This window comes from Pseudomonas sp. WS 5071, from assembly GCF_012985765.1.
GTDB lineage: Bacteria > Pseudomonadota > Gammaproteobacteria > Pseudomonadales > Pseudomonadaceae > Aquipseudomonas > Aquipseudomonas lundensis_A.
This window is the reverse complement of record NZ_JAAQWY010000013.1, coordinates 12,587-35,571: the sequence shown is the minus strand read 5'-3', so window position 1 is coordinate 35,571 and position 22,985 is coordinate 12,587. Positions and strand designations below refer to the sequence as shown.

Here is a 22,985-nt window from a genome sequence, read left to right as displayed (position 1 = left end):
TATGAAAGTAGCTTCAAAAGTGTGCCTGGGGTGGGCGTTATGGGCGGCAATGGTTGCCAGCGCGCAGGCAATGGGTCCGTTTCAGGTGTATGAACAAGCGTTGCGCAACGATCCCGAGTTTCTCGGGGCGATTCAGGAACGCGACGCTGGGCTGGAAAACCGCATCATCGGTCGCGCGGGGCTGCTGCCCAAGTTGTCGTACAACTACAATAAGGGGCGTAACAACTCCAAAGCCACGTACTTGAATGACAAGGGCAACCGCCACGAGGACCGCAACTACAACAGCTATGGTTCGACGTTCATGCTCCAGCAGCCCTTGATTGACTACGAGGCTTACGCCAACTACCGCAAGGGGGTCGCGCAATCGCTGTTCGCCAACGAGACGTTTCGCAGCAAGAGTCAGGCACTTTTGGTGCGCGTCTTGACCCACTACACCCAGGCTTTGTTTGCGCAGGACCAAATCGAGAATGCTCGCGCAAAGAAAAAAGCCTACGAGCAACAATTCCGACAAAACGAGCACATGTTTCGACAGGGTGAAGGCACTCGTACCGACATTCTTGAAGCAGAATCACGCTACGAACTGGCCACCGCCGAAGAAATTCAGGCTCAGGATGAGCAGGACGCTGCGTTGCGCGAGCTGGGTGCCCTGATTGGTCAGCCAACCGTGGACATCGATCAGTTAACCCCTTTAGCCCATAGCTTCAGCACCTTCGCGCTGGAGCCCGCTCAGTTTTCGACTTGGCACGACATAGCGCTGGCCAATAACCCCGTGCTGGCCTCCCAGCGCGAAGCACTGGACGTTGCGCGTTACGAGGTTGAACGCAACCGTGCCGGACACTTGCCAAAACTCAATGCCTACGCCAGCGTGCGCAAAATGGAGTCTGAAAGCGGCAACACCTACAACCAGCGCTATGACACCAACACCATTGGCATTGAAATTAGCCTGCCCCTGTATTCAGGCGGTGGTGTATCGGCGTCCGTGCGTCAAGCCAGCAGCAACCTGTCCCAGGTCGAATACGAGCTGGAAGGTAAAACCCGGGAGACGCTGATCGAGTTGCGGCGCCAGTTCAACGCGTGTCAGTCGGGGGTCAGCAAATTACGGGCGTATCAGAAAGCCCTGACCTCGGCCGAGGCACTGGTGGTCTCGACCCGGCAAAGCATTCTTGGGGGAGAGCGGGTCAACCTCGATGCCCTGAATGCAGAGCAGCAGCTTTACAGCACGCGACGCGATCTGGCGCAGACGCGCTATGACTACTTGCTGGCGTGGACCAAATTGCATTTTTACGCGGGCACGTTGCGTGAGCAGGACCTGGCACGGGTCGATGAGGCCTTTGTGCCCCGTGGGGACATGCGGCAGGCGCACTAATGACGATGAGCGGCTCAAGGGCCAACGCGTGTGGAAAGCGGCGCAGGGACACCCTGCGCCGCGCTGGTGTCTACACCTCTACACCTCTACACCTTGAACTGGCGCAATAACTGACCCAGTTGCACGCTCAGCTCCTTGAGGTGCAGGCTGGCAATACTTGATTGCTCGGCTGCCTGCGCAGTGCTTTGCGACAAGCCCGCAGCTTGTGTCACGTTTTGGTTGATGTCTTCTACCACATGGGCTTGTTGCAGCGTTGCACTGGCAATCGACGCGTTAAGGCCGTTCAGGTTGTTAAGCGCCTGACCGATACTGCTCAAGCTTTGCCCGGCCTGCGTCGCTTGTTCGATGGTCAATTGAGACGCACGGCTGCTGCTGGCGATGACGTTGACGGCCGCTTCAGAGTGCTTTTGCAGCCCCTCGATCATGGCCTGAATATCGGCGGTCGACTTTTGTGTGCGCTGCGCCAGCAAACGCACTTCGTCCGCCACCACCGCAAAACCGCGGCCCTGCTCACCCGCACGCGCGGCTTCAATGGCCGCGTTCAGGGCCAGCAGGTTGGTTTGCTCGGCAATCGAGCGGATCACTTCCAGCACTGTGCTGATGTCACTGGTTTGCGAGGCCAGCGTTCGGATCACGTCCACGGCCTGATTGATCGTGCCGGACAGGTCGTCGATTTGCTGCAAGCTGCTGTCAATGTTGTGCTGGCCCTGTTGGGCCTGATCCTGCGCCCCGCGCATTTCACTGGCCGCATGCTCTGCGTTTTTGGCCACATCCTGCACGGCATAAGTGACTTCGTTGATCGCCGTGGCGACCTGATCCATCTGCAAGGCCTGTTGCAGGCTACGCTGCTGGGCCTCGCTGGCATCGTGTCCCATTTGCGTGGACGACTGATCCAGCGCCGTAGCCGTTGACTGCAAATGACTCACCACATTGCGCAATTTGGCAACAAACCCGTTGAAGTGTTGAGCCAGCGCGGTGACTTCATCCTGACCATGGGTGTCCAGGCTGCGGGTCAGGTCGCTCTCGCCGCTGGCAATGTTGGCCATGGCCTGAACGGCTTCATCCAGAGGGCGCACGATACTGCGGGCGATCACAGTTACCAGCACGCCCATGATCAGCGCAATGCCCAGCCCGACCCCGCAGGCTTTCCAGACCTGGCCCCAGAACTCGGCCTGCATGTCATCGATGTACACACCGGAGCCGAGGACCCAGCCCCAAGGTTCAAACAATTGCACGTAGGAGGTTTTCTGCACCGGGGCTTCAGAGCCCGGTTTAGGCCAGCGGTAATCCACCATGCCCGCGCCTTTGGCTTTAGCCAGTGACGCCATCTCGCTGAAAATCGCAAAGCCGTCCGGGTCCTTGATCGCGGCGAGGTCTTTGCCATCGAGCTTGGGGTTGGTGGGGTGCATGACCATGTAAGGCCGCAGATCGTTGATCCAGAAGTAGTCGTCGTGGTCGTAACGCAGTTGGCTGATGACACCTAACGCCTGCTGCTGAGCGGCGTCGCGGCTCAGGCTGCCAGCGGTTTCGAGCCCATGGTAGTAGTTCAGGATGCCGCTGGCGGTCTGTACGACGTGTTGGGTCTTCTGCACCTTGCCCTGATAGAGGTCGTCATGGATCTGCTTGAGCATCAACAAACCCAACGCCAGAAGCATGGCCATGGCCACGAGCAAAATCAGCCACAACCGACGGCTGATAGACAACTTGCGTAAGGTATTCATAGAACGGTCACTCCTTGTTTTTCTTCTTGTAGTCGACACTGACTGGCATCCAAGCATGCTTTAACGACTCGGCCCATGCGACTTGGGTCTAATGTCATAGCAGCGAAAAGCGAATGTGTCTGATAGGATCTCGGCCGAAACGGGAAAACCTGTAAGTTTCTTGATTTCCGACACTTTTTTCACATCGCACTGGCGAAAATCCACAGTTGTAACCCACCCCGCGGCAGCGGTTGCAGACACTTACTTTTCAATAATCAGCCCGGCACGATGCGGGGCTTTATGGGGGAACAATGGATCTTTGGACTGCCGCACAGGCGTTGATACTCGGCGTGGTAGAAGGCCTGACGGAATTTTTGCCAATCTCCAGTACAGGCCACCAGATCATCGTCGCAGACTTGCTCAATTTCGGTGGTGAGCGAGCCATGGCGTTCAACATCATCATTCAGCTCGGTGCCATCCTGGCCGTGGTCTGGGAGTTCCGGCGCAAAATTCTGGATGTCATCACCGGGTTGCCCACCCAACCCAATGCACGCCGCTTTACCGTCAACCTGATGATCGCTGTGTTGCCTGCGGTGGTGCTGGGCATCATCTTTGCCGACACGATTCACGAGTACCTGTTCAACCCCATCACTGTGGCTGCGGCGCTGGTGATTGGCGGGGTGATCATGCTCTGGGCCGAACGCCGCCCGCACGTTATTCACGCCGAAACGGTCGATGACATGACGTGGAAAGACGCGGTGAAGATCGGTTTTGCGCAGTGTCTGGCCATGATCCCCGGCACCTCGCGGTCGGGTTCTACGATTATTGGCGGCTTACTGTTCGGGTTATCGCGCAAGGCGGCCACAGAGTTTTCATTCTTTCTGGCAATGCCGACGATGGTCGGCGCGGCGGTGTACTCGGGTTACAAATACCGCCATTTGTTTCAGCCTGACGACGTGCCCGTGTTCGCGATTGGCTTTGTGACCTCTTTTGTGTTCGCAATGATTGCAGTGCGTGCGTTGTTGAAGTTTATTTCCAACCACAGTTACGCGGCATTTGCCTGGTACCGCATCGCGTTCGGGATGTTGATTCTCGCCACCTGGCAGTTTGGCTGGATTAACTGGACGGCGGCTTCTGCGTGAACAAATCAGTCCGAGAGCGTCGCGAATATGTGGGCATGCCTGAGCGTGGCAACGGCCCGATCCGTGGGTTGAAGGTAAAACTGGTCCTCTTTGCAGCGCTGTGCGCCTTGCCGGTGGGCGGCGCGGCAACGTTATTCGTTACCGGTGTCAGCCGCGTACCGTTACTGATTTATCTGGTCATGAGTGTGCTGGCCTTCGGGTTGTACTGGTATGACAAGCAGCAGGCCAAAGCCGGCCAGTGGCGCACACCGGAGAAGGTATTGCACGGCGTTGAACTGTTGGGTGGCTGGCCCGGCGCGTGTGTGGCGCAGCAACTGTTGCGGCACAAGACGCGCAAGGTCTCCTTTCAACTCTGGTTCTGGCTGATTGTGGCCGTGCATCAGGCGATCTGGATCGATGTGCTGTTTTTGAAAATGACCCTGCTGGACCTTTAGCTCCGAGTGAAAACGCGTCAGAGCAGTAACCCGATCTGGCGCTTTTTCGGCAGTTTGGCCACCACCAGTTGGTGGGAGCGGCGCAGCGCGTCTTGCAGTTCCTCGGCGCCCATGGGGTAGGGGGGCTGCATGTTGATCCAGTACGCCCGTGCCAAATACGGGGAGGGGCGTATGCCGGGCCGATCGACATAGCCCAGAAACAATGTGTGATCGACCTTGAACGACAGCCCGTCCTTATTCAGGTTGAACAGCGCAAACATCTTGCTCTGGTCAACGTAGAACACCTGCACACCTCCCCACTTGATGTCTTCCTTGACACCGGGCAAGCCACGGCAAAAATCAGCAATCTCTTCCCTGTTCATCCTGTCGGTGCTCATAGCAGCTTATCTCCACAGCGTTCGAACGATTCAACCAAGTGTTCCATCCAGGCGCGAACGGCGGGCATCACCCCACGACGATGCGGGTAGACGGCATGTAACCAACCCCCCGGTAATGACCAGTTGGGCAGCAGCTGTACAAGTTGGCCGGATTGCAACTCCTGCTCGCAATACATCATGGGCAGTACGGTAAAGCCCAGGCCCGACAGGGTGCAGGCTTTACGCACGATAAAATCATCAATGCCCAAGCGCGCCTCCAGTACCAGGTCACAGCGGCTGCCCAGCTCATCGAGCATGCGCAAGTGGACCATGCGGTCGGCTTCAAGCGCGCCCAGCACGGGTACTGCCTTCAAGTCGTCCGGGTGTTCGATTGGCCATTGCCGGGCAAATGCAGGGCTGGCGACCATCACGGTTTGCGCCTGCCGCAGACGGCGGGTGGCCAGCAGCGGGTCTTCGTCCCCCAGCTCACGCACACGCAGGGCCACGTCAATGCCCTCTGTGATCAGGTCCACACGGCGGTTGAGCAGCATCATTTCTAGCTGCACATGAGGATAGGTGTGTAAAAAGGAGCTGATGACTTCAGGCATGAACTCATGGGCAAGCCCGACAGGGCATGAAACCCGCAGCGGGCCACGCGGTTCGCTCGACATGCTGGCCACAGCTTCGTCTGCCATTTCCGCTTCCAGCAGCATCGCCTGACAGTGGCGCAGGTAACGCTCTCCTACGGCTGTCAGTTTGAGCTGACGGGTGGTGCGTTGCAGCAGGCGCGCGCCAAGGCGTTCTTCAAGTTCGGCCACGCGCCTCGACAACCGGGATTTCGGAATCCCTAATACGCGTCCCGCCGCAGCAAATCCACCGGCCTCCACCACTTTGGCGAAGTAATACAGATCGTTCAGGTCTTGCATGAAGTGCTCACTGTCCTACAGGTGGGACGAACTATCGCATGAGGCGTGACTTATCGTCGATTGCTTTCATGGGTAGCATCCACACCACTTGATCGCCGGGCGGCGGTCCTCACCTCTGGAGATCACCATGAACGTTTTGCATATCGATTCGAGCATCTTGGGCGACAACTCGGCTTCGCGACAGCTGAGTCGTGCCGTGGTCAATGCCTGGAAAGCGGCTGATCCGAGCATTGAAGTGAGCTATCGCGACCTGGCGGCCGAAGCCATCGGGCACTTTTCAGCCGCTACGCTGGTGGCTACAGGTACTCCGGCTGAACTTCGCGATGCTGCGCAGTCGCACGAAGCGCAACTGAGCGCCGATACCCTGACACAGTTTCTGGCCGCTGATGCCGTGGTCATTGCAGCGCCCATGTACAACTTCACTATTCCGACCCAACTCAAGGCATGGATTGACCGCATCGCTGTCGCCGGTCAGACATTTCGCTACACCGACGCCGGCCCTGAAGGCCTGTGCGGCAATAAAAAAGTGATTGTGGTGTCGACTTCTGGCGGTTTGCACGCCGGTCAGCCTACCGGGCTTGCGCATGAAGACTACTTGAAGGTCATGCTCGGTTTTATGGGCATCACCGATGTTCAGTTCGTTCGTGCCCACGGGCTGGCTTATGGCGATGACGTTCGCAACAAAGCCATGAACGATGCTCAGGCGCACATTACTGAAGACTTGTTCAGCGCAGCGTAAGCTTTCGGGCACGGCGCCACCCCCTAAACTCTGTATTCTGGCTGTCAGCAAATGGCCCGGGTACGGAGTTTTTTGCATGTTGAGCCAAAAGCCTGGCCTGAACCGTGCATTCCACACCTACTCGGGTTCAGGCCTGGGGCATACCGGCGAAACGCCTTCAACGGTGAGCGATCATGGTGCGTGCGCGTGCACTTCTCATGCTTTTCTTGTTTTGCAGCCCTTGGGCGGTGCAGGCCGAGCCGTCCCTCCACTGGAGTGTCGGGTTTCATCGACTTACGTTTCTCGATCCGCTGGATGAGCGGCCGATGCATGCCATCGCCTTCTATCCATCAACGGGTAAAGAAGGGCGCAGCAGGATTGGCACTTATCAAATTGATGCAACGGAAAACGCCCGCATAGCGACGGGCCGTTATCCATTGTTGATGCTCTCCCATGGCAACACCGGTACGCCGCTGGCATTGCATGACGTGGCCACGGCATTGGCGCGCAAAGGGTTTGTCGTGGTGGCGGTGCTGCACCCCGGTGACAACTATAAGGACCACAGCCGCCTGGGCACGTTGAGTAACTTGTATGGCAGGCCGATGCAGATATCCGCCGCGATCGACGCGACGCTGCGAGACAGGCGCCTGTCGCGGTATGCAGTGCCTGATGAAGTCGGTGTAATTGGCTATTCAGCCGGGGGGGAGACGGCGCTGATCCTGGGCGGTGCGCAGCCTGATCTGGAGCGTCTACGGCGCTATTGCCAGGAACGGCCGGGGGATCGCGATGCGTGTACCAGGCAGGGTGAATTGATTGCAGACCGGGATGATCTTGTTCCGGTGGCGGATGCTCGCGTTCAGGCGCTGTTGTTGCTGGCACCGCTGAGCTTGATGTTCGGGAGAGACACCCTGTCCGAGGTCCATGTGCCCGTGCTGCTTTACAGCGGGGATGGCGACAAACTGGTCTTTCCGGACAAAAATTCTGATGCACTTGCCCGTAAATTACCCACTGCGCCCGAGTTCAAAATCATACCGGGCGCCGGGCACTTTGTGTTTATGGCGCCCTGCACGGATGAGCAGATGGCGACCATGCCCGGTTTGTGTACCGATGCCGAGGGTGTCGACCGCGAAGACGTTCACCGTGATCTTATTTATGAAGCCGGGCGTTTTTTTCGCCAGTCATTAACGAGCCGCTCCCACACTGGATTGCGCACGGCAGACCCGTGATGAGGTGAGCGCCCGCGAGGGCCTCAGACGTAGAAAACCCGTCACGGGGACGGGTTTTCTGCACGACGCGGTTCAATCAGGGGAGGCCTGAAATCAGAACACCACACCCTGGCTGCGCAGGTAGTCATCGTATGTACCGCTGAAATCGATCACGCCGCTTGGGCTCAGCTCGATAATGCGCGTGGCCAGCGAGGACACGAACTCACGGTCGTGGCTGACGAAGACCAGCGTACCCGGGTAGTTTTCCAGGGCGAGGTTCAAGGCTTCGATGGATTCCATGTCCAAGTGGTTGGTCGGCTCGTCCATCACCAGAACGTTAGGCTTTTGCAGGATCAGCTTGCCGAACAGCATGCGGCCTTGCTCACCACCGGAAATCACTTTGACCGACTTGAGGATCTCGTCGTTGGAGAACAGCATGCGGCCCAAGGTGCCACGCACCATTTGCTCGCCTTGTGTCCACTGACCCATCCAGTCGAACAGGGTCATGTCATCTTCAAAGTCGTGGGCATGGTCCTGGGCGTAGTAACCCAACTCAGCGGCTTCGGTCCACTTCACAGTGCCCGCATCCGGAGTAAGTTCGTTAACCAGTGTGCGCAGCAGCGTGGTTTTACCAATACCGTTCGGCCCAATGATCGCGACGCGCTCGCCGGCTTCAATGGTGAAACTGAAATCTTTGAACAGCGTTTTGCCGTCAAAGCCTTTGGCCATGTGCTCAACGATGACCGCCTGACGGTGCAGCTTTTTGGTCTGCTCAAAGCGGATAAACGGGCTCACACGGCTGGAAGGCTTGACCTCGGCCAGCTGGATCTTGTCGATCTGCTTGGCACGGGAGGTTGCCTGCTTGGCTTTGGAGGCGTTGGCCGAGAAGCGGCTCACGAACGATTGCAGTTCGTTGATCTGGGCTTTCTTCTTGGCGTTGTCCGACAGCAGTTGCTCACGGGACTGCGTGGCAACCGTCATGTACTCATCGTAGTTGCCCGGGAACAGGCGCAGCTCGCCGTAATCCAGGTCGGCCATATGGGTACAAACACTGTTCAGGAAGTGTCTATCGTGGGAGATGATGATCATCAGGCTGTTGCGCTGGGTAAGCACGTTTTCCAGCCAGCGGATGGTGTTGATATCCAGGTGGTTGGTCGGTTCGTCGAGCAGCAGCACTTCGGGATCGGAAAACAGTGCCTGAGCCAACAAAACGCGCAGTTTCCAGCCCGGCGAGACTTCGCTCATCGGACCGTTGTGCTGTTCGATGCCAATGCCCAGACCGAGCAGCAATTCGCCCGCACGGGATTCAGCGGTGTAACCGTCCATTTCAGCAAACTCGGTTTCGAGTTCCGCGACCGCCATGCCGTCTTCTTCAGTCATCTCAGGCAGCGAGTAGATACGGTCACGCTCAGCCTTGACCTTCCACAGCTCTTCGTGGCCCATGATCACGGTATCGATCACGGTGAATTCTTCGTAGGCGAACTGATCCTGACGCAACTTACCCAGGCGCACATTCGGCTCGAGCATCACCTGGCCGCCCGACGGTTCAAGATCGCCACCGAGGATTTTCATGAAAGTGGACTTGCCGCAACCATTGGCACCGATCAAACCATAACGGTTGCCTGCGCCGAACTTGACTGAAACGTTCTCGAAAAGCGGCTTGGCGCCGAATTGCATCGTGATGTTAGCTGTGGAGATCAATTACTTTACCTATCAATAGCTTAGAGAGCGCGTATTTGGGCTGGGGCCCAACAAGTGGTACCCATTTGGAGTGACTCAGGCTCACGCCGGTCGGGGCTTGAGTCGATCCAACGCGCATAAGTCGACAGCAACATTGGGACACTGTGGCCAAGCTGCTGAGAAATGAATGCGGGGTTTCATGCCAGACATGCCGCGCATTGTCGCATAGGTGGGACGCCAGATGCACTGCGGCCGATCGCGCAAGACCCAGTTTTCAAGGGGCAATCGTTGATTGCCTGGAAAACGCGATCGTTCAGGTTTTACAACGGGGGAAGGTGGCTGAACAGGGGATAAGCATTGGTACGCCTGTTGTGTCCCGTTCAGCCTTCTGATGCCGTGGCAGTTTAGGGGGTTATTGGTAGGGCGCGCAGGGCTTGAAAGCCTGGCACTTCAGCGCGTGTTTATTACCCAACGATTTCGCGCTGCGCCCGGTTCAACCGGGGCTGGCCCGCACGGCTAGGGCATGGCTGGGGTTGAATCCTCCCTGGCCTAACCACTGTGCAAGTTCACTGGCGGTTAGGGGGGGTGATCAAATATCCCTGAGCTTCTGAGCAACCCCACTCGGTGATCAGGCGCAAAATATCGTGATTTTCAACGCCTTCAGCCACCACGCGGTAATTCAATCCTTTGGCCAGCTCGATCAGTGTTTTAACCAAGCGTCGGTCTTGAGGGCTGGTCAGAAGTGTCCTGACCAGCGACTGGTCAAGTTTGACCGTCTGCGCAGGCAGTTTTCGCAGGTACGCCCAATTGCTGTAGCCCGTGCCAAAGTCATCAATGGCGATGTGCAGGCCCAACGTTCGCGCGCGCTCCAGTTCGTGCATGACGGACGCGGGTTTTGACATCAAAATGCTTTCAGTCAGTTCCAGCTCGATCATGTGGGGCGCGAGGCGTCCTGTTGTGATGGCGTCTTCTATCGTGTCGACAAACTTGGTGTCTTGTAAGTCGCTCACCGTCACGTTCATCGCAATGCGTATCTGTAAACCTTCAGACGCCCATGCGCGTGCTTGCTGGATGAGTGCGTCTAAAACCCAAAAAGTGATGGACTGCATCAAAGCGGTCTTTTCAGCCAGCGCAATGAACTCCGCAGGACCGATCGCGCCTAGCGTGGGATGGTTCCACCTTATTAGGGCTTCAACACTGTCACAGGCCAAATCGGGCAGTTTTATTTTTGGGTGATACACCAGACTGAGCTGATGATCGCTACAAAGGGCTTCATTAAGCGAGCTCAAAATCATGAAAGCACGGCGTTGCGCTGCGTCCAGTTTAGGCTCATAGAGCGACCAGCCTGTGTTCTGGTCCCTGGCAAGATCCGCAGCGCTGACAACGAGCCGTAACCAGTCTTGATCTTTTTGCGATGCGTCAACGATGGGCAGCACCCCCATCCCGATTTGCATCAGGATGGGGATATGCTGGCACTCAACTGGCGTTTTGAAGTCGTCAATGATTTTTTGGCACACACTGTCTATGCAGGTGTGTTCGCCAAGAATGAAACCGAAACGGGTCGGGCTAATTTTATAAAGCAGCGTGCCGGCCGGTATGAGGTGTTGCAACCGTGCTTTGATGGCCAGTATCAGGTCCTGCGCAAAGCTATACCCCAGCGCTTTGACCACATCGTTGAGTGATTGGGGGGCGATCACGTCGACTGAATACACCTGGCACTTTTTATCACTGGCGATGGATTGCCGAATATCTTCTTCAAAGCGCAGGCGATTGAAGAGCCCGGTGGGTTGATCAACAAAATTGCGCGAACGGACGCTCAGAATTCGCATCATGGTCAGCTCTGCAAAATCCAACAACATGGCCTTCTGGGCCGAGCTCATTGGCGCTCGGGGGCACGTGTCGATAATGCAAAGGCTTCCCAGGTTAAACCCTTCAGCCGTTATCAGCGGGGCGCTGGCGTAGTAACGAATATATGGGCTGCCTGAGACCAGCTCGTTAGCGTCGAAACGGGGATCTTGGGTGGCATCGAGGACCTCAAAGAGCGTGTTGTGCGTAAGGGTATGGGCACAAAAAGACAAGTCTCGCGGGGTTTCGCGCCTGTCGAGCCCGACATACGCCCTGAACCATTGCCGGTGTTCTTCTACGATGGAGATCAATGCAATGGGCACGTGAAAGTAAGCAGAGGTCATGGCGACTATTTTGTCGAACACCTCGTCTGCCGCTTCCTGAGGAGGACAAAGCTCGGCTACACGCCTGAGACGCCTGAGTTCATACGGATCCAGCCCTGCATGCTCATCCATCACGTTCGCTCCGTACCCGCGACTTGTACAAGGTTCATAAATTACCGTGACCCCAGAGCAAAGGCGATGACTTTTGTCAACAACGCGCCGTTGGCTGGCCGCAAGGGACAGTGGCGGCTGCCGTTCTCGCGTCATCCAGTGGTTGCCCGTCAGGGCGCTGTAAGTGACGGCCATCGGTGTGTGAGGGCTTCATCCAGGTAGCTCAGAAAGGCCCTGACTTTAGGAGTCATGGCTTCTCGGCTTTGCACGCAGGCATAAATGTCCAATGGCTCGGCGTAGGACTCGCTGGGGGCATGCGTGCGTTGCAGCAACGGGATCAACTGGCCAGCGTCGATGTAAGGTCTGGCCACGAATTCAGCGAGGCGCGCAATGCCAGCGCCGTGAATGGCCATTTGCGCGAGTGCATCAATGTCGTCACTGATGGCCGTGATATTTAGTGCTGCGTACTGATGCTGACCCTCGCTGAAAAATCCCCAGCGCAGAAAACGCCCGTCCAGGGGATACCGAAAACCCAGGCAGGCATGATGGGCCAGCGCATTGAACGACTCTGGCCAGCCTGCACGCTCCAGGTAGGCCGGGGCCGCGCACACAATAAACGGAACGCAGACCAACTTGCGCGCCACGATGCCATCTTCCAGTTGGGGCCTGATGCGCAGGCTCACGTCAAAACCGCTTTGAATGTGATTGATTTTGCCGTCCGTGGTGCACAGTTCCAGGGTAAGGCGCGGGTAGCGGGTGGCGAACTCTGCAATCAGCGGGGCCAATACATGGCGGCCGAACGCCGATGTAGAGGCAACGCACAGACGTCCTTGTAAGTCTTCGTCAGCCTGGGTGATAGCGGCTTGAGCCGACTCAAGATCAAAGGCAATGCGCTGCACCTTTGCGTAATACAGTGCACCACGTTCGGTCAGCGCCATGCTGCGGGTGGTGCGCTGCAAAAGCCGTGTGCCGAGGTGGGCTTCAAGCCGATTGAGGGTTTGACTCACGGCAGCAGCGCTCACGCCCAGTCGCTTGGCTGCGCCTACCACCGAGCCTGTCTCAACCACTTTGATAAAGCTGTCGATGGCAGCCAACAGATTCATGTGCACATCCCTGCGTATCGATTCGTAAGTTTTTGTTTATAAAGCATGCACGCCAGACCGTCTACTGAACAGGCGGGTGTGTTGGTAAGGTGCGTCACTGCTCCGGTACAGAATCCTCAGAGGCACACCATGAATTCAAAATCCCGCTCCTACACCCTTATGTTTAAACCCTCACGGTTGACGGCTCGCGCCACGCCGTACGTCTTCGCCTTTTACATGTCGTCTATCATGGCGTTCTTGATGTCGTTGGTGATTACGGCGGCCAATTCCGGAATAGGGCCGAACTACCTTAGTAATGCTTTGCACGCGTATCGATTGGCCATGCCCGTGGCCTTCCTGTGCATTCTGGTGGTTCGCCCCGTGGTGGGGAAGTTGGTGGCCCTCACGGTTCATCCCCAGCGCTGATATGTGCTATTGCTTGACGCACGGCATGGAGCCGTTTCAAGGAGTGAACATGCAGGGCAAACATCGCTTCGCCATCCTTCATTGCGCTTTCGCGGCGGTTGCTTTAACAGGCTGTGCCCATAATCCGCAATTTTCCGGGCAATCCGTTACCGATCCAGTGCTGCGCCAGGATGTGATGAAAAACGTCGAGCTGCTATTTTCGGCCATGACGCAATGCCGCTCTATTGACGCGGTAAACACCTCCATTACAGGGATCCATCAATTGCCATCAGGGGCAGTGGAGCGCGCCAGCGAAACCTGGGACGTGACCGGGTGCGGGGTGTCCAAGGCCTACACGGTTGAGATGCGCTCGGATGCCAGAGGCGAAACAGACTTTTCGGTGTCGCCACAGCGTTGATCGCTATGGCGCCAAGGTTTTATGACCTGCGGCAACGGCATAACGGCCAAAGACTGCTTTACTGGTCCGCATGACGTTTGGGCACCCGGTCCTCCTGCCCGTCAGGACGGGTGCAACAGATTTCAATTCGGATAAAGGAAAGCCACTATGAAAGCGCTCACCTATCAAGGCCCCGGCGAAAAAGCCTGGGCCGACATCCCCAAGCCCGTTATCGATAAACCCACCGACGCCATTGTGCGAATTTTGCATACCACCATCTGCGGCACAGACCTGCACATCCTTAAAGGCGATGTGCCGGCAGTGACCTCCGGCCGCGTGCTCGGGCATGAAGGGGTCGGGGTAGTCGAAGCCGTTGGTCCGGCCATCCGTAATTTCAAACCCGGCGACCATGTGCTGATTTCCTGTGTAACGTCCTGCGGCAGTTGCCCGAACTGCCGGCGTCAGATGTATTCCCATTGCGCCGACGGTGGCTGGATCCTCGGGCACCTGATCGACGGCACGCAGGCCGAATACGTGCGAATCCCCCATGCCGATAACAGCCTGTATCCCGTGCCTGAAGGCGCCGATGAAGAAGCGCTGGTGATGTTGAGTGACATCCTGCCGACCGGCTTTGAAATCGGCGTGCTCGCTGGCAAGGTCAAACCGGGCGACAGCGTGGTGATTGTCGGGGCGGGCCCAGTGGGCATGGCAGCGTTATTAACGGCCCAGTTTTACTCCCCCGGCCAATTAATCATGGTCGACGCAGACAGTAACCGCCTTGAAGTGGCCAAGCGGTTTGGCGCAACCCACGTCATCGATATCAAGACGGAAAACGCCGTTGAGCGGATTTTTGAATTGACCGGCGGGGTGGGGGTGGATGTCGCCATCGAGGCTGTCGGCATCCCGGCATCTTTTGACACGTGTCAGTCAGTGATCGCGCCGGGAGGCAATATAGCCAATGTCGGGGTGCACGGTAAAAGTGTTGAGTTGCACCTTGAAAAGTTATGGATTCAGAACATCACTATTTCAACGGGACTGGTGAATACCAACACCACACCACTGCTGATGAAAACGGTGCAGTCCGGCAAAGTTGACGCGGGGAAACTGATTACTCACCGCTTTGCACTTAACGACATTCTTCACGCCTACGAAGTCTTCGGTAACGCCGCCAAGGAAAAAGCCATGAAAGTCATTCTTTCGCAATAATTTAAACCTTCAGGTGCCTGTTGCCGTTAATAAGCAGGGCTGTTTGGGTGAATGAGGCAGCGCCGTGAGCCTGTGTAAATCAGGCTCACGCCATGGCATGTGTGCGCTTTCGAAAAGTCCGGCCAAGTCAGATGAAAGACGTGATTTATACAGTTTTGGTTATTTCTTTAAGTTATTGATTTACAGCGCTTATTTAATTCAAAACGGTGTTAGAAGGCGGGTTTTGTGACGCGCTTTTTTGACAGGTTCCCCAACCACAACTATGTTCCATGCGGCGGAACTAACGTCATTGCCAATTTGATAATAGGGAATTATTCATATGAAAAAGCACCTCCTGATTCTCGGTACTGCAAGCCTGGTTGCACTGTCGACACTGGCGCAGGCTGCTGATACCAAACAACCTGTTTCTCAGTGGACGTGTGAAAGTTTCCTGGCCGTTGATGAAAGCTTCCGACCCACCGCAGTGGGGTTGGGCGAAGCAGTCAATAAGTCCGGCAAGGTTGAAGATGCAGTGCTCGACGTTGCAGGGGTCGAGAAAATTACCCCACTGGTCGTCACGGCTTGCGAGAAGGACAAGAAAGCCAGCTTCGTGCAAAAACTCAAGGAAGAATGGTCGAAAGTTAAAAAAGACATGTAACAGTCCCGGCCTGTACTTGCTGTGAGTACAGGCTTTCCCTCTTGTGCCTGCCCGTAGCATTCGCGCCCCGCGCACTCAATCTTCTTTGAATTTCTCTGGCTGCTGACGTTCTACATCCTTGCAGCCGGTCTTCAGCGGGTTCAGCCCGTAGTAGACTGCCCGCATGCGTTTTTATTTGTCAGGGGAATCTTATGTTAATCAGGTCATTGGCCGAGCTTGATCGCATTCGGGACGAATGCAAGTCCATGGTCACCAAGCGCTCTGCGGTCTCCGCGGGTGCTGCGGCCGTCCCCATCCCCGGGCTCGACATCGGCACCGATGTGGCTTTGCTGGTGGAAATGCTACCCGCCATTAACAGCAAGTTCGGGCTTACACCCCAGCAAATCGAGCAACTGGATACGCGCTCCAAACGACTGATCGTCGTAGCGGCTTCGGGCATCGGCAGCGAGATTATCGGCAAGTTTGTCAGCCGGACCCTGGTGATGTCGCTGCTGCGCAAGATGGGCGTCAAAGTCGCCACCAAGTCCATCACTCGCTTCATTCCCCTGGTTGGACAGGCCGTGGCAGCTACCATCAGCTTTGGGGTCATGAAAATGGTCGGCAACGACCACATTGAGGATTGCTATCAAGTCTGTCGTCAGGCGCTGCTTGACGAGGCCAAGCAATCCACGGTGATTGAAATCGGCCCCGAGGATTACCGCCACGTTGATTCACCAACTCACCCGTAAACCCAGGGACCCACTGAGTCCTTCTTGGTTACGGCTGTCGATGTTGGCGCTGTAATCGGTACTTGCATACACGCTGACGCCGGGATGAAGCCGGGCGACGATGCCAGCACCAATGTCCATGGTGCTGGAGGTGTGGTCCGTGCGGGTTACCGGTTGCGCGTCGTAACGGGTGGTGTCATTGCCGCCGAAGCTGCGCCACAGGTTGGTGCGTACGTAAGGTTCGACGGGCACGTTGGCGATTTCCTAAGCGCCTTTTAGACGTGCGCCTACACGGCCTTTCAGATAGTCCTGGGTGTCGAAACCCACGTTTGAAATGCCATCTTGCGCGCTGTCCATCTTCACCCGTTGGCCGATGATTTGAGCTTGAGGTTCGATTTTCCAGCGATCAGTAAGGGCGAGGGGGTAACCGGCTTCTACCGACAGACTGACACCATGGCCGTCCAGATCCAGTTTGACGCCTCGTTCTGAACGGCTGCGTCCATCAAAACGGGTACCCAAGGCCACTACGTCTAGGTAGGCGGACTGCGGACCGATCAATGTCCAGTAAGCGCCAAGGCTGTCGCCGTCCAGTCGAACATCGCCGGCCTTGTTGTCCTTAAAGCCCAGATTGAACCCTCGAACATCGCCGTCCAGCCGTGCATGGCTGACGAACAGGCCAGCGCGCTGCCGGTAGCCGTTGGCATGGCTATAGCCATAAAGGTCATGACCGACCTGATAGCCATTGATTGAGCCGTCGAAACTGGGTGTAACAGTACCTGACCAGCTCTGGCGCATTGAGTTACCAAAGGCACGCACCCATCCGCCGGGCAGGGCACCGTCCTCCCTCAGCAGGTTCTGATCACCCTGACGCTCATGAAACGTGCTCAGCGTAGTTTGGGCCAATAAAGCAGCCACAGGGGGCACCACGGCATACAGCGGCACTTCCTGCCGGTACAAGACGATGCTTTCACCGGGTGCCGCAACCGGCAGGGGCGGGGTGCCCATCGCGGGGGTTGGAGGAGGCACGGGCAGGGGTTGTTGGGGGGTGGGTTGTTCTGGCGTTGGCTGTTGCGGCACAGCTGCGACCGCTGACGGTGCCACCACGCTGGAGCGCAGGTACCAACTGTTTTCACTGCCCGCCGTCACCCCGCCTTTGAACAGGTAATACTGATAGGCGCCTGCCGAAAGGGGGCGGCCCAACGTGAACGCGTCTGCACTGCTGACGGCACCCTGATTGGCTTCAACCACTTGAATACCGTTTTGAGTCGTCAGCGCGCCCATACCGCCCGCATTGGTCACGTTTATTGAGGTGGTGCCGCTGATAGTGCCCGTGGAAACGATCAGCCTGTCCGAGGGGGCGTTGTCGCCAGCCAAAACGCTTTGCAGGTTGAGTCGCGCGCCGTCGCCCGTGTAGTTGCCTGCGATGGTCAACTGATCGGTCACCGACGTACCGCTGGAGGTGAGGTCAATCAACCCGGCGTTATTCACACTGACTTTTTGCCCGCTGGCATAGGCGTTAATTACGCCTTGGCTGGAGCCGATCCGGCTGGTGGCATCGAGGGTGAGAACGCCAGTCCCCGCGGTGCTGTCGCCCAGCGTCAGGGTGTCGTTGAGTGTCAGGCTAGAAGTCTGTGCGAGGTTGATGGTTTCCCAGTTGATATAACGTGCGCCGCTTTCAGGGCTGCTGTTTTCGACGCTCAGCTTGTCTGCCCCCGGCCCGCCATCGATGGCCGGGGTGGAAGACAAGAGTGTTTCGGTGAGGTTGCCCAACACCGCCGTGTCGTTGCCGTCGCCCATTAGCACAGCGCCCTTGAGGGTCCCTGCGTCGCGCCAGACAAAGCGGTCGTCGCCAACGCTTAGCCGGATTTCCCCGCCCACCGTGCCGCCGGTGACCGTGACGGAATCATCCCCACCGCTGACACTGATATTGCCGCCAATGCTGCCACCGGACAGGATGATGGTGTCTCTGCCAAATGCTGTGACCAGGTTGCCGGTGATGTTTCCGCCCGACATGTCGAAGATGTTGTTGTCCAGTTTCATGTCAACCCGGCCGATACTCCCGCCCGTCATTTTTGCCACATCCCCATCTTCGAAAGCGCCCACGATGGTGCCGCCGGTCATCAGGAATGTGTCCCGCCCATCACCCTGTGCCAGCGACTGGACCTGCCCGCCCGTCATCACAAAATCGTCAATGCCATCGCCCTGAATGACGGCCCCGGTGATCAAGCCGCCGTGGACAGTGATGCGATCAGCGCCCGCTCCAAACGTGACGGGGCCATTGATAGTGCCGGAACTGTTGGCGGGCAGGGTCAGGGTGTTATTCCCAGACAAGTCGATCAAGGATGGCGCACTGTCGCTGTCACATACATAGCTGTCATCGCCCGGTGTCGGACTGAAGCTGCAGGCAGCGTGGGCGTCGTGCAAGGCAAGGCTCAGCACCGAAAAGGCGAACAGTTGGCACGTACGACTGCGGGTCATGGGCACCCTCCTGAGAATTTAATGGATCCATCTACATGCGCCGTCACGGCGGCCGGTCGAAGTAGATGTGGTTATAAACCCAATGAAACCCCCGGATAAGCTGTCAAAAGTGACAGCTTGTGGCGATTTTTCTCGCGTTGTTTACTGACAGGCTAGGTGATTGAGGTCCGCAATCCGTCACTGCGCATCAGAGGTACTCAGGGGAAGCGCAATAATTCCGACGTTTTAAAGCGAACCCGCTGACCCAAATGCGATCCAACGGTGACTGAATACGGCATAAGGAACGCACCATGAAACCCATCATTTACTGTGGTCTTTTGCAGATGCTGGTCAGTTGTGGCGTAACGGCACAGGCCGAGCCACGGGTTGTTGATGCGGCTTTGGCGCAGAACACGATCGTCACCAGCCCCCCGCCAGTTGACAACACCTTGCGCCGTATCAACCCCAATAGCCGCCAGGGCAGCACCTCCAGCGCTCCCCCCGTGCGCGGAGCCACTACCTTGCCAGCGCCGTCCGTACCTACCCTTGAAAATGGCCAGATCCGCAACGGATATCCGCGCCCCACGACACCGCCCGCGACACTCAAGCCCACGGCACCGTCACTGCAACGGCAAAACGCACGTTAATCACCCAAGGAGCGACAGATGCTGAGGAAAACCCTGCTGGCAGCGCTGTGTGCCACATCATTACTCACCGCAGCGATGATGGCCCACGCCCGAAATTTCACCTCTGAAGAAGGCGTGGTCACTGTCGACAAAGTCGTCGGGGGGCTCAGTCATCCGTGGGCATTGGCATTCTTGCCGGAAAAACAGGGCATTCTGGTGACCGAAAGGCCTGGCAATCTGCGGGTTGTCAGCCCTGATGGTCAATTGTCTGCGCCGTTGGGAGGCGTGCCCGAGGTATGGGCGAAGGGGCAGGGCGGCTTAATGGACGTCGCGCTGTCACCTGACTTTCGCACAGACCGAATGGTCTACGTGACGTACGCCGAAGGTGGGGGTGACGGCGGTACGGCGGGCACCGTGGCGGGCCGAGGGCGGTTGTCGGACGACTTGACGAAATTGAGCAATTTCCAGGTGATCTTCCGACAGGAACCCAAACTATCAACGGGTAACCATTTCGGCTCTCGGTTGGTGTTTGATCGGGACGGCTACCTGTTCATCGCATTGGGCGAAAACAATCAGCGTCCGACAGCCCAAGACCTCGACAAGCTGCAAGGCAAAGTCGTGCGTATTTATCCGGATGGGCGTGTGCCGGATGACAACCCGTTTGTTGGCCAGCCCAATGTACGCCCGCAGACCTGGTCTTATGGGCATCGCAACCCACAGGGTGCTGCGTTAAACCCTTGGACCGGCTCGTTGTGGACCCATGAACACGGACCAAAAGGCGGGGATGAAATCAATCTGATCGAACGCGGCAACAATTACGGCTGGCCTATGGCAACCCATGGGATTGACTACTCCTCCAAACCCATTCCGGAAGCGCAGGGCGCGGCGGTCGAAGGCATGAAAGGGCCCAATCATGTCTGGGAGCAATCCCCGGGTATAAGCGGCATGACGTTTTATGACGCCACTCGGTTCACGCCCTGGCAACACAATGTGTTCATTGGGGCATTGGCTGACCAAAACCTGATCCGCCTTCAACTGGACGGGGACAAAGTTGTGCATGAAGAGCGCCTGCTGGGCGAATTGAAGTCGCGGATTCGCGACGTGCGGCAAGGTCCGGACGGTTATCTGTATGTGCTGACCGATGAAAAAGACGGTGTGCTTTATCGCGTGGGTCTGCAGTAGCGTGCAAGCATCCGCGGGCGCCACCCCGTGTGGCCGTGGCGCCCCATAAAGAGTTACTCGGCAACGGCCTGCTTGATTTGCTTGGAGGCCGACCAGATGCGATAACGCACTTCAATGTCCTTGGGTACGTACAGCACGATAGGCAGTTTGCTGTTGTAGCGCAGCATGAACCCGTCCCCCACGACCGGTACGAATTCAGCGTGCGTTTTGCCTTCAGGGCAGGCCATCAGCGTTGTCGCCGGGCCGCTGACCTTGTTAAGGCGATACATAGGGTAGCCCCAGCCTTTGAGCGTCTTCTCTTCCAGCTTGCCGCCCAGGCGTTGCTTGTTGCAGTCCACTTGCAGGGTCTTGCCGGCAATGATCTGGACTTTGTAATCGTCTTCATTTTTCTGCGTCGGCAAATGAATGACTTGTCGGCTAAAGCCCTTATCGGCTTTAGGGTAGGGCGCCACGTCTTCCAGTTTGGCGGCGTTGGCAACGCCGCTCAGCGTACTCAACGAAAACAACAGTGCCGCGCTGATGACCAGTGGTTTCATGATGTGTCCTTAAATTCAGTGCAGAAAGAAAGCCTCCGGTTGGATCACGAAAACACCGGAAAGTGCCATAGTTTTGCCATGAGCTAGGTTTTGTTGCAAACAGGGTCATCGTCACGTGCCGTAATAGAGCCTGCGATCATCAAAAACGCAGGCAATTGCGCAGGCCTGGGATAGATCGCTTCTCGCCAGTGTCGAAGTGCCAGTAAACTGCGTTTTTTCCTCCGAATCATTTATTTCCCGAGGTTTTGCATGACACTCAGTCCTCTTGCGGGCAAACCGGCGCCGGCACAGTTGCTGGTCGATATTGCGCGACTGGTGACCGCTTATTACACCGGTCAGCCCGATGCCAGCATTGCGACCCAGCGCGTCGCGTTCGGAACCTCCGGTCATCGCGGCAGCTCGTTTGAGTTGAGCTTCAATGAATGGCATGTATTGGCCATCAGCCAGGCCATTTGCCTGTACCGTCACGCCAAGGGCATCAATGGCCCACTGTTCGTCGGCATCGACACCCACGCGCTTTCCACCCCGGCCGGGGCGAGCGCTTTGGAAGTCTTCGCTGCCAATGGTGTCGAGACCATGATTGCCGCTGCAGACGAGTACACCCCGACGCCCGCAATTTCCCACGCCATCCTTTGCTATAACCGCGGCCGTACGTCTGGCCTGGCGGATGGTGTGGTGATTACGCCTTCGCATAACCCGCCTGAAAGTGGTGGCTTCAAATACAACCCTCCCAACGGCGGACCGGCAGACACTGACGTAACCAAGTGGATTGAGGCCAAGGCCAACGAATTACTGGCCGCCAGGCTGGCGGGTGTGAAGCGCATCAGTTATGAGCAAGCCCTCAAGGCCAGTACGACGCACCGTCACGACTACCTGAACACTTATGTGGCTGACCTGAAGAACGTCATCGACATGGATACCTTGCGCGGTGCCAATCTGCGTCTGGGAGTCGATCCGCTTGGCGGCGCAGGCGTGCGCTACTGGTCAGCAATCGGTGAGCACTACGGCTTGAATCTGGATGTAGTGAACACGTCCGTCGACCCGACGTTCCGCTTTATGTGCGTCGACTGGGACGGGCGGATCCGCATGGACCCGTCCTCGAGCTATGCGATGCAAGGCCTGATCGGCCTGAAAGAGCGTTTTGATGTGGCCTTTGCCTGCGACCCGGATCATGACCGTCATGGCATTGTGACCCCTTCGGGCGGCCTGTTAGCGCCGAACAATTACCTCGCCGTCTCCATCGACTACCTGTTCCGCAATCGTCCGCAATGGCGCGTCGATGCGGCCGTGGGCAAAACCGTGGTCAGCAGCGGGTTGATTGATCGGGTGGCCGCGCGTCTTGGCCGTCGTTTGTACGAAGTGCCAGTGGGCTTCAAGTGGTTTGCCGATGGCCTGTTTGACGGTTCGCTCGGCTTCGGTGGCGAAGAGAGCGCAGGGGCATCGTTCCTGCGGCGCGATGGCAGTGTGTGGTCGACAGACAAGGATGGTTTGATTCCGTCTTTATTGGCCGCAGAGATGACGGCCCGCACCGGTCGCGATCCGTCGCAGTTGTACCAGCAGATGACCGACGACCTGGGACAGCCTTTCTCAACCCGTGTAGATGCCAAGGCGACGCCTGCGCAAAAGGCGCTGCTGGGCAAGCTGTCACCGGACCAGGTCAAGTCGACTACCTTGGCGGGTGAAGCCATCACGCAAATTCTGAGCCATGCCCCCGGCAATCATCAGGCGATTGGCGGCCTGAAGGTCATGACCGAAAACGGATGGTTCGCTGCGCGCCCATCGGGCACCGAAGACATCTACAAGATCTACGCCGAGAGCTTTATCGGCGACGAGCATCTCAACCGGTTGGTTGAAGAAGCTCAAGTGTTGGTCGACGCTGCTATCGCCTGACCCCAGCTGCAAAAACGCCTGATCCCTTTACAGGACCAGGCGTTTTAAAAGGGC

The 22,985-nt window shown here is 57.2% G+C and carries 20 protein-coding genes and 2 pseudogenes; 13 read left to right on the top strand and 9 right to left on the bottom strand.

All coding sequences use genetic code 11. The features are described 5' to 3' along the window. Position 1: 1 nt before the first annotated feature. Positions 2-1,366 (top strand): TolC family outer membrane protein, encoded by a 1,365-nt coding sequence (locus HBN61_RS10135; protein WP_170046684.1) that lies wholly within the window; start codon positions 2-4, stop codon positions 1,364-1,366. Positions 1,367-1,452: 86 nt separating this feature from the next. Here HBN61_RS10135 and HBN61_RS22955 read toward each other — a convergent pair whose 3' ends face one another. Next, entirely contained in the window at positions 1,453-2,187 is a 735-nt protein-coding gene (locus tag HBN61_RS22955) for a methyl-accepting chemotaxis protein (RefSeq protein WP_432760251.1), read from the bottom strand. A 123-nt stretch (positions 2,188-2,310) separates the two neighbouring features. Then, positions 2,311-2,997: pseudogene (locus tag HBN61_RS22950) on the bottom strand (cache domain-containing protein); the annotation flags it as partial. Between the two features lie 380 nt (positions 2,998-3,377). On the opposite strand from HBN61_RS22950, the gene HBN61_RS10125 reads away from it, so the two are divergent. Continuing rightward, positions 3,378-4,208 carry an undecaprenyl-diphosphate phosphatase gene (locus HBN61_RS10125; RefSeq protein ID WP_169962937.1) on the top strand — a complete coding sequence of 277 codons (831 nt, stop codon included), beginning with the start codon at positions 3,378-3,380 and terminating at the stop codon, positions 4,206-4,208. A gap of 35 nt (positions 4,209-4,243) precedes the next feature. Next, complete coding sequence (locus HBN61_RS10120; protein WP_170046720.1) at positions 4,244-4,642, top strand: DUF1294 domain-containing protein; 399 nt, start codon at positions 4,244-4,246, stop codon at positions 4,640-4,642. A 17-nt stretch (positions 4,643-4,659) separates the two neighbouring features. On the opposite strand, the gene HBN61_RS10115 is transcribed toward HBN61_RS10120, so the two are convergent. Then, positions 4,660-5,019: an MmcQ/YjbR family DNA-binding protein gene (locus HBN61_RS10115; RefSeq protein ID WP_249275387.1), complete on the bottom strand. Its 360-nt coding sequence runs from the start codon at positions 5,017-5,019 to the stop codon at positions 4,660-4,662. Further along, positions 5,016-5,924 (bottom strand): LysR substrate-binding domain-containing protein, encoded by a 909-nt coding sequence (locus HBN61_RS10110; protein ID WP_094994488.1) that lies wholly within the window; start codon positions 5,922-5,924, stop codon positions 5,016-5,018. Before HBN61_RS10110 ends, HBN61_RS10115 begins: the two co-directional genes overlap by 4 nt. A gap of 127 nt (positions 5,925-6,051) precedes the next feature. Between HBN61_RS10110 and HBN61_RS10105 the strand changes: the two genes are divergently transcribed. Together HBN61_RS10105 and HBN61_RS10100 are read left to right on the top strand one after the other, a co-directional pair. Next, positions 6,052-6,663, top strand: a complete 612-nt coding sequence (locus tag HBN61_RS10105) for an FMN-dependent NADH-azoreductase (protein ID WP_170046682.1) — start codon at positions 6,052-6,054, stop codon at positions 6,661-6,663. A gap of 173 nt (positions 6,664-6,836) precedes the next feature. Beyond that, the gene (locus HBN61_RS10100) at positions 6,837-7,868 is read left to right on the top strand and encodes an alpha/beta hydrolase family protein (RefSeq protein ID WP_170046681.1); all 1,032 of its coding nucleotides are present in this window, start codon (positions 6,837-6,839) and stop codon (positions 7,866-7,868) included. 93 nt (positions 7,869-7,961) lie between these two features. Here the strand turns inward: HBN61_RS10100 and HBN61_RS10095 are convergent, their stop codons facing one another. From HBN61_RS10095 to HBN61_RS10085, 3 genes are all read right to left on the bottom strand, one after another. Further along, complete coding sequence (locus tag HBN61_RS10095; protein ID WP_094994485.1) at positions 7,962-9,548, bottom strand: ABC-F family ATPase; 1,587 nt, start codon at positions 9,546-9,548, stop codon at positions 7,962-7,964. 545 nt (positions 9,549-10,093) lie between these two features. Beyond that, positions 10,094-12,001: a sensor domain-containing phosphodiesterase gene (locus HBN61_RS10090; RefSeq protein WP_262498750.1), complete on the bottom strand. Its 1,908-nt coding sequence runs from the start codon at positions 11,999-12,001 to the stop codon at positions 10,094-10,096. Then, entirely contained in the window at positions 11,977-12,909 is a 933-nt protein-coding gene (locus HBN61_RS10085) for a LysR family transcriptional regulator (RefSeq protein WP_094994483.1), read from the bottom strand. The genes HBN61_RS10090 and HBN61_RS10085 overlap by 25 nt, the downstream gene beginning before the upstream one ends. A gap of 129 nt (positions 12,910-13,038) precedes the next feature. Here HBN61_RS10085 and HBN61_RS10080 point away from each other — a divergent pair, with 129 nt between their 5' ends. The 5 genes from HBN61_RS10080 (at position 13,039) to HBN61_RS10060 (ending at position 16,261) form a co-directional block, all read left to right on the top strand. Then, complete coding sequence (locus HBN61_RS10080; RefSeq protein WP_094994482.1) at positions 13,039-13,314, top strand: DUF2798 domain-containing protein; 276 nt, start codon at positions 13,039-13,041, stop codon at positions 13,312-13,314. A gap of 25 nt (positions 13,315-13,339) precedes the next feature. Then, a complete protein-coding gene (locus tag HBN61_RS10075; protein WP_262373428.1) occupies positions 13,340-13,711 on the top strand; it encodes a hypothetical protein in 372 nt (123 codons plus the stop codon). Between the two features lie 147 nt (positions 13,712-13,858). After that, positions 13,859-14,896, top strand: a complete 1,038-nt coding sequence (locus HBN61_RS10070; protein WP_170046680.1) for a zinc-dependent alcohol dehydrogenase family protein — start codon at positions 13,859-13,861, stop codon at positions 14,894-14,896. Between the two features lie 319 nt (positions 14,897-15,215). Further along, positions 15,216-15,533: an acid-activated periplasmic chaperone HdeA gene (hdeA, locus tag HBN61_RS10065; protein WP_170046679.1), complete on the top strand. Its 318-nt coding sequence runs from the start codon at positions 15,216-15,218 to the stop codon at positions 15,531-15,533. Positions 15,534-15,724: 191 nt separating this feature from the next. Then, the gene (locus HBN61_RS10060; RefSeq protein ID WP_047274694.1) at positions 15,725-16,261 is read left to right on the top strand and encodes a hypothetical protein; all 537 of its coding nucleotides are present in this window, start codon (positions 15,725-15,727) and stop codon (positions 16,259-16,261) included. Here the strand turns inward: HBN61_RS10060 and HBN61_RS22945 are convergent. Beyond that, positions 16,244-18,718: pseudogene (locus HBN61_RS22945) on the bottom strand (autotransporter family protein). The gene HBN61_RS10060 and the pseudogene HBN61_RS22945 sit on opposite strands and share 18 nt — an antisense overlap. A gap of 290 nt (positions 18,719-19,008) precedes the next feature. Here HBN61_RS22945 and HBN61_RS10050 point away from each other — a divergent pair. Together HBN61_RS10050 and HBN61_RS10045 are read left to right on the top strand one after the other, a co-directional pair. After that, on the top strand, positions 19,009-19,344 hold the full coding sequence (locus HBN61_RS10050) for a hypothetical protein (protein ID WP_170046678.1): 336 nt from the start codon (positions 19,009-19,011) through the stop codon (positions 19,342-19,344). Positions 19,345-19,362: 18 nt separating this feature from the next. Beyond that, entirely contained in the window at positions 19,363-20,505 is a 1,143-nt protein-coding gene (locus HBN61_RS10045) for a PQQ-dependent sugar dehydrogenase (RefSeq protein ID WP_170046677.1), read from the top strand. Positions 20,506-20,558: 53 nt separating this feature from the next. Here the strand turns inward: HBN61_RS10045 and eco are convergent, their stop codons facing one another. Then, positions 20,559-21,041, bottom strand: coding sequence for a serine protease inhibitor ecotin (gene eco / locus HBN61_RS10040; RefSeq protein ID WP_047274691.1), 483 nt, complete (start codon positions 21,039-21,041; stop codon positions 20,559-20,561). A 249-nt stretch (positions 21,042-21,290) separates the two neighbouring features. Between eco and pgm the strand changes: the two genes are divergently transcribed. Then, complete coding sequence (pgm, locus tag HBN61_RS10035; protein WP_094993503.1) at positions 21,291-22,931, top strand: phosphoglucomutase (alpha-D-glucose-1,6-bisphosphate-dependent); 1,641 nt, start codon at positions 21,291-21,293, stop codon at positions 22,929-22,931. Positions 22,932-22,985 lie beyond the last annotated feature (54 nt).

What these genes read in the sequence shown, in the direction of transcription:
- HBN61_RS10105 (WP_170046682.1), top strand. Translation starts at nt 6,052, where the DNA reads ATGAACGTTTTGCATATCGATTCGAGCATCTTGGGCGACAACTCGGCT.
- HBN61_RS10080 (WP_094994482.1), top strand. Translation starts at nt 13,039, where the DNA reads ATGAATTCAAAATCCCGCTCCTACACCCTTATGTTTAAACCCTCACGG.
- hdeA (WP_170046679.1), top strand. Translation starts at nt 15,216, where the DNA reads ATGAAAAAGCACCTCCTGATTCTCGGTACTGCAAGCCTGGTTGCACTG.
- HBN61_RS10110 (WP_094994488.1), bottom strand. Translation starts at nt 5,924, where the DNA reads ATGCAAGACCTGAACGATCTGTATTACTTCGCCAAAGTGGTGGAGGCC.
- HBN61_RS10115 (WP_249275387.1), bottom strand. Translation starts at nt 5,019, where the DNA reads ATGAGCACCGACAGGATGAACAGGGAAGAGATTGCTGATTTTTGCCGT.
- HBN61_RS10135 (WP_170046684.1), top strand. Translation starts at nt 2, where the DNA reads ATGAAAGTAGCTTCAAAAGTGTGCCTGGGGTGGGCGTTATGGGCGGCA.
- HBN61_RS10045 (WP_170046677.1), top strand. Translation starts at nt 19,363, where the DNA reads ATGCTGAGGAAAACCCTGCTGGCAGCGCTGTGTGCCACATCATTACTC.
- HBN61_RS10125 (WP_169962937.1), top strand. Translation starts at nt 3,378, where the DNA reads ATGGATCTTTGGACTGCCGCACAGGCGTTGATACTCGGCGTGGTAGAA.
- HBN61_RS10120 (WP_170046720.1), top strand. Translation starts at nt 4,244, where the DNA reads ATGCCTGAGCGTGGCAACGGCCCGATCCGTGGGTTGAAGGTAAAACTG.
- pgm (WP_094993503.1), top strand. Translation starts at nt 21,291, where the DNA reads ATGACACTCAGTCCTCTTGCGGGCAAACCGGCGCCGGCACAGTTGCTG.
- HBN61_RS10050 (WP_170046678.1), top strand. Translation starts at nt 19,009, where the DNA reads ATGAAACCCATCATTTACTGTGGTCTTTTGCAGATGCTGGTCAGTTGT.
- HBN61_RS10070 (WP_170046680.1), top strand. Translation starts at nt 13,859, where the DNA reads ATGAAAGCGCTCACCTATCAAGGCCCCGGCGAAAAAGCCTGGGCCGAC.
- HBN61_RS10085 (WP_094994483.1), bottom strand. Translation starts at nt 12,909, where the DNA reads ATGAATCTGTTGGCTGCCATCGACAGCTTTATCAAAGTGGTTGAGACA.
- HBN61_RS10075 (WP_262373428.1), top strand. Translation starts at nt 13,340, where the DNA reads ATGGAGCCGTTTCAAGGAGTGAACATGCAGGGCAAACATCGCTTCGCC.
- HBN61_RS10060 (WP_047274694.1), top strand. Translation starts at nt 15,725, where the DNA reads ATGTTAATCAGGTCATTGGCCGAGCTTGATCGCATTCGGGACGAATGC.
- HBN61_RS10100 (WP_170046681.1), top strand. Translation starts at nt 6,837, where the DNA reads ATGGTGCGTGCGCGTGCACTTCTCATGCTTTTCTTGTTTTGCAGCCCT.
- HBN61_RS10090 (WP_262498750.1), bottom strand. Translation starts at nt 12,001, where the DNA reads ATGGCCGTCACTTACAGCGCCCTGACGGGCAACCACTGGATGACGCGA.
- eco (WP_047274691.1), bottom strand. Translation starts at nt 21,041, where the DNA reads ATGAAACCACTGGTCATCAGCGCGGCACTGTTGTTTTCGTTGAGTACG.
- HBN61_RS22955 (WP_432760251.1), bottom strand. Translation starts at nt 2,187, where the DNA reads ATGGATCAGGTCGCCACGGCGATCAACGAAGTCACTTATGCCGTGCAG.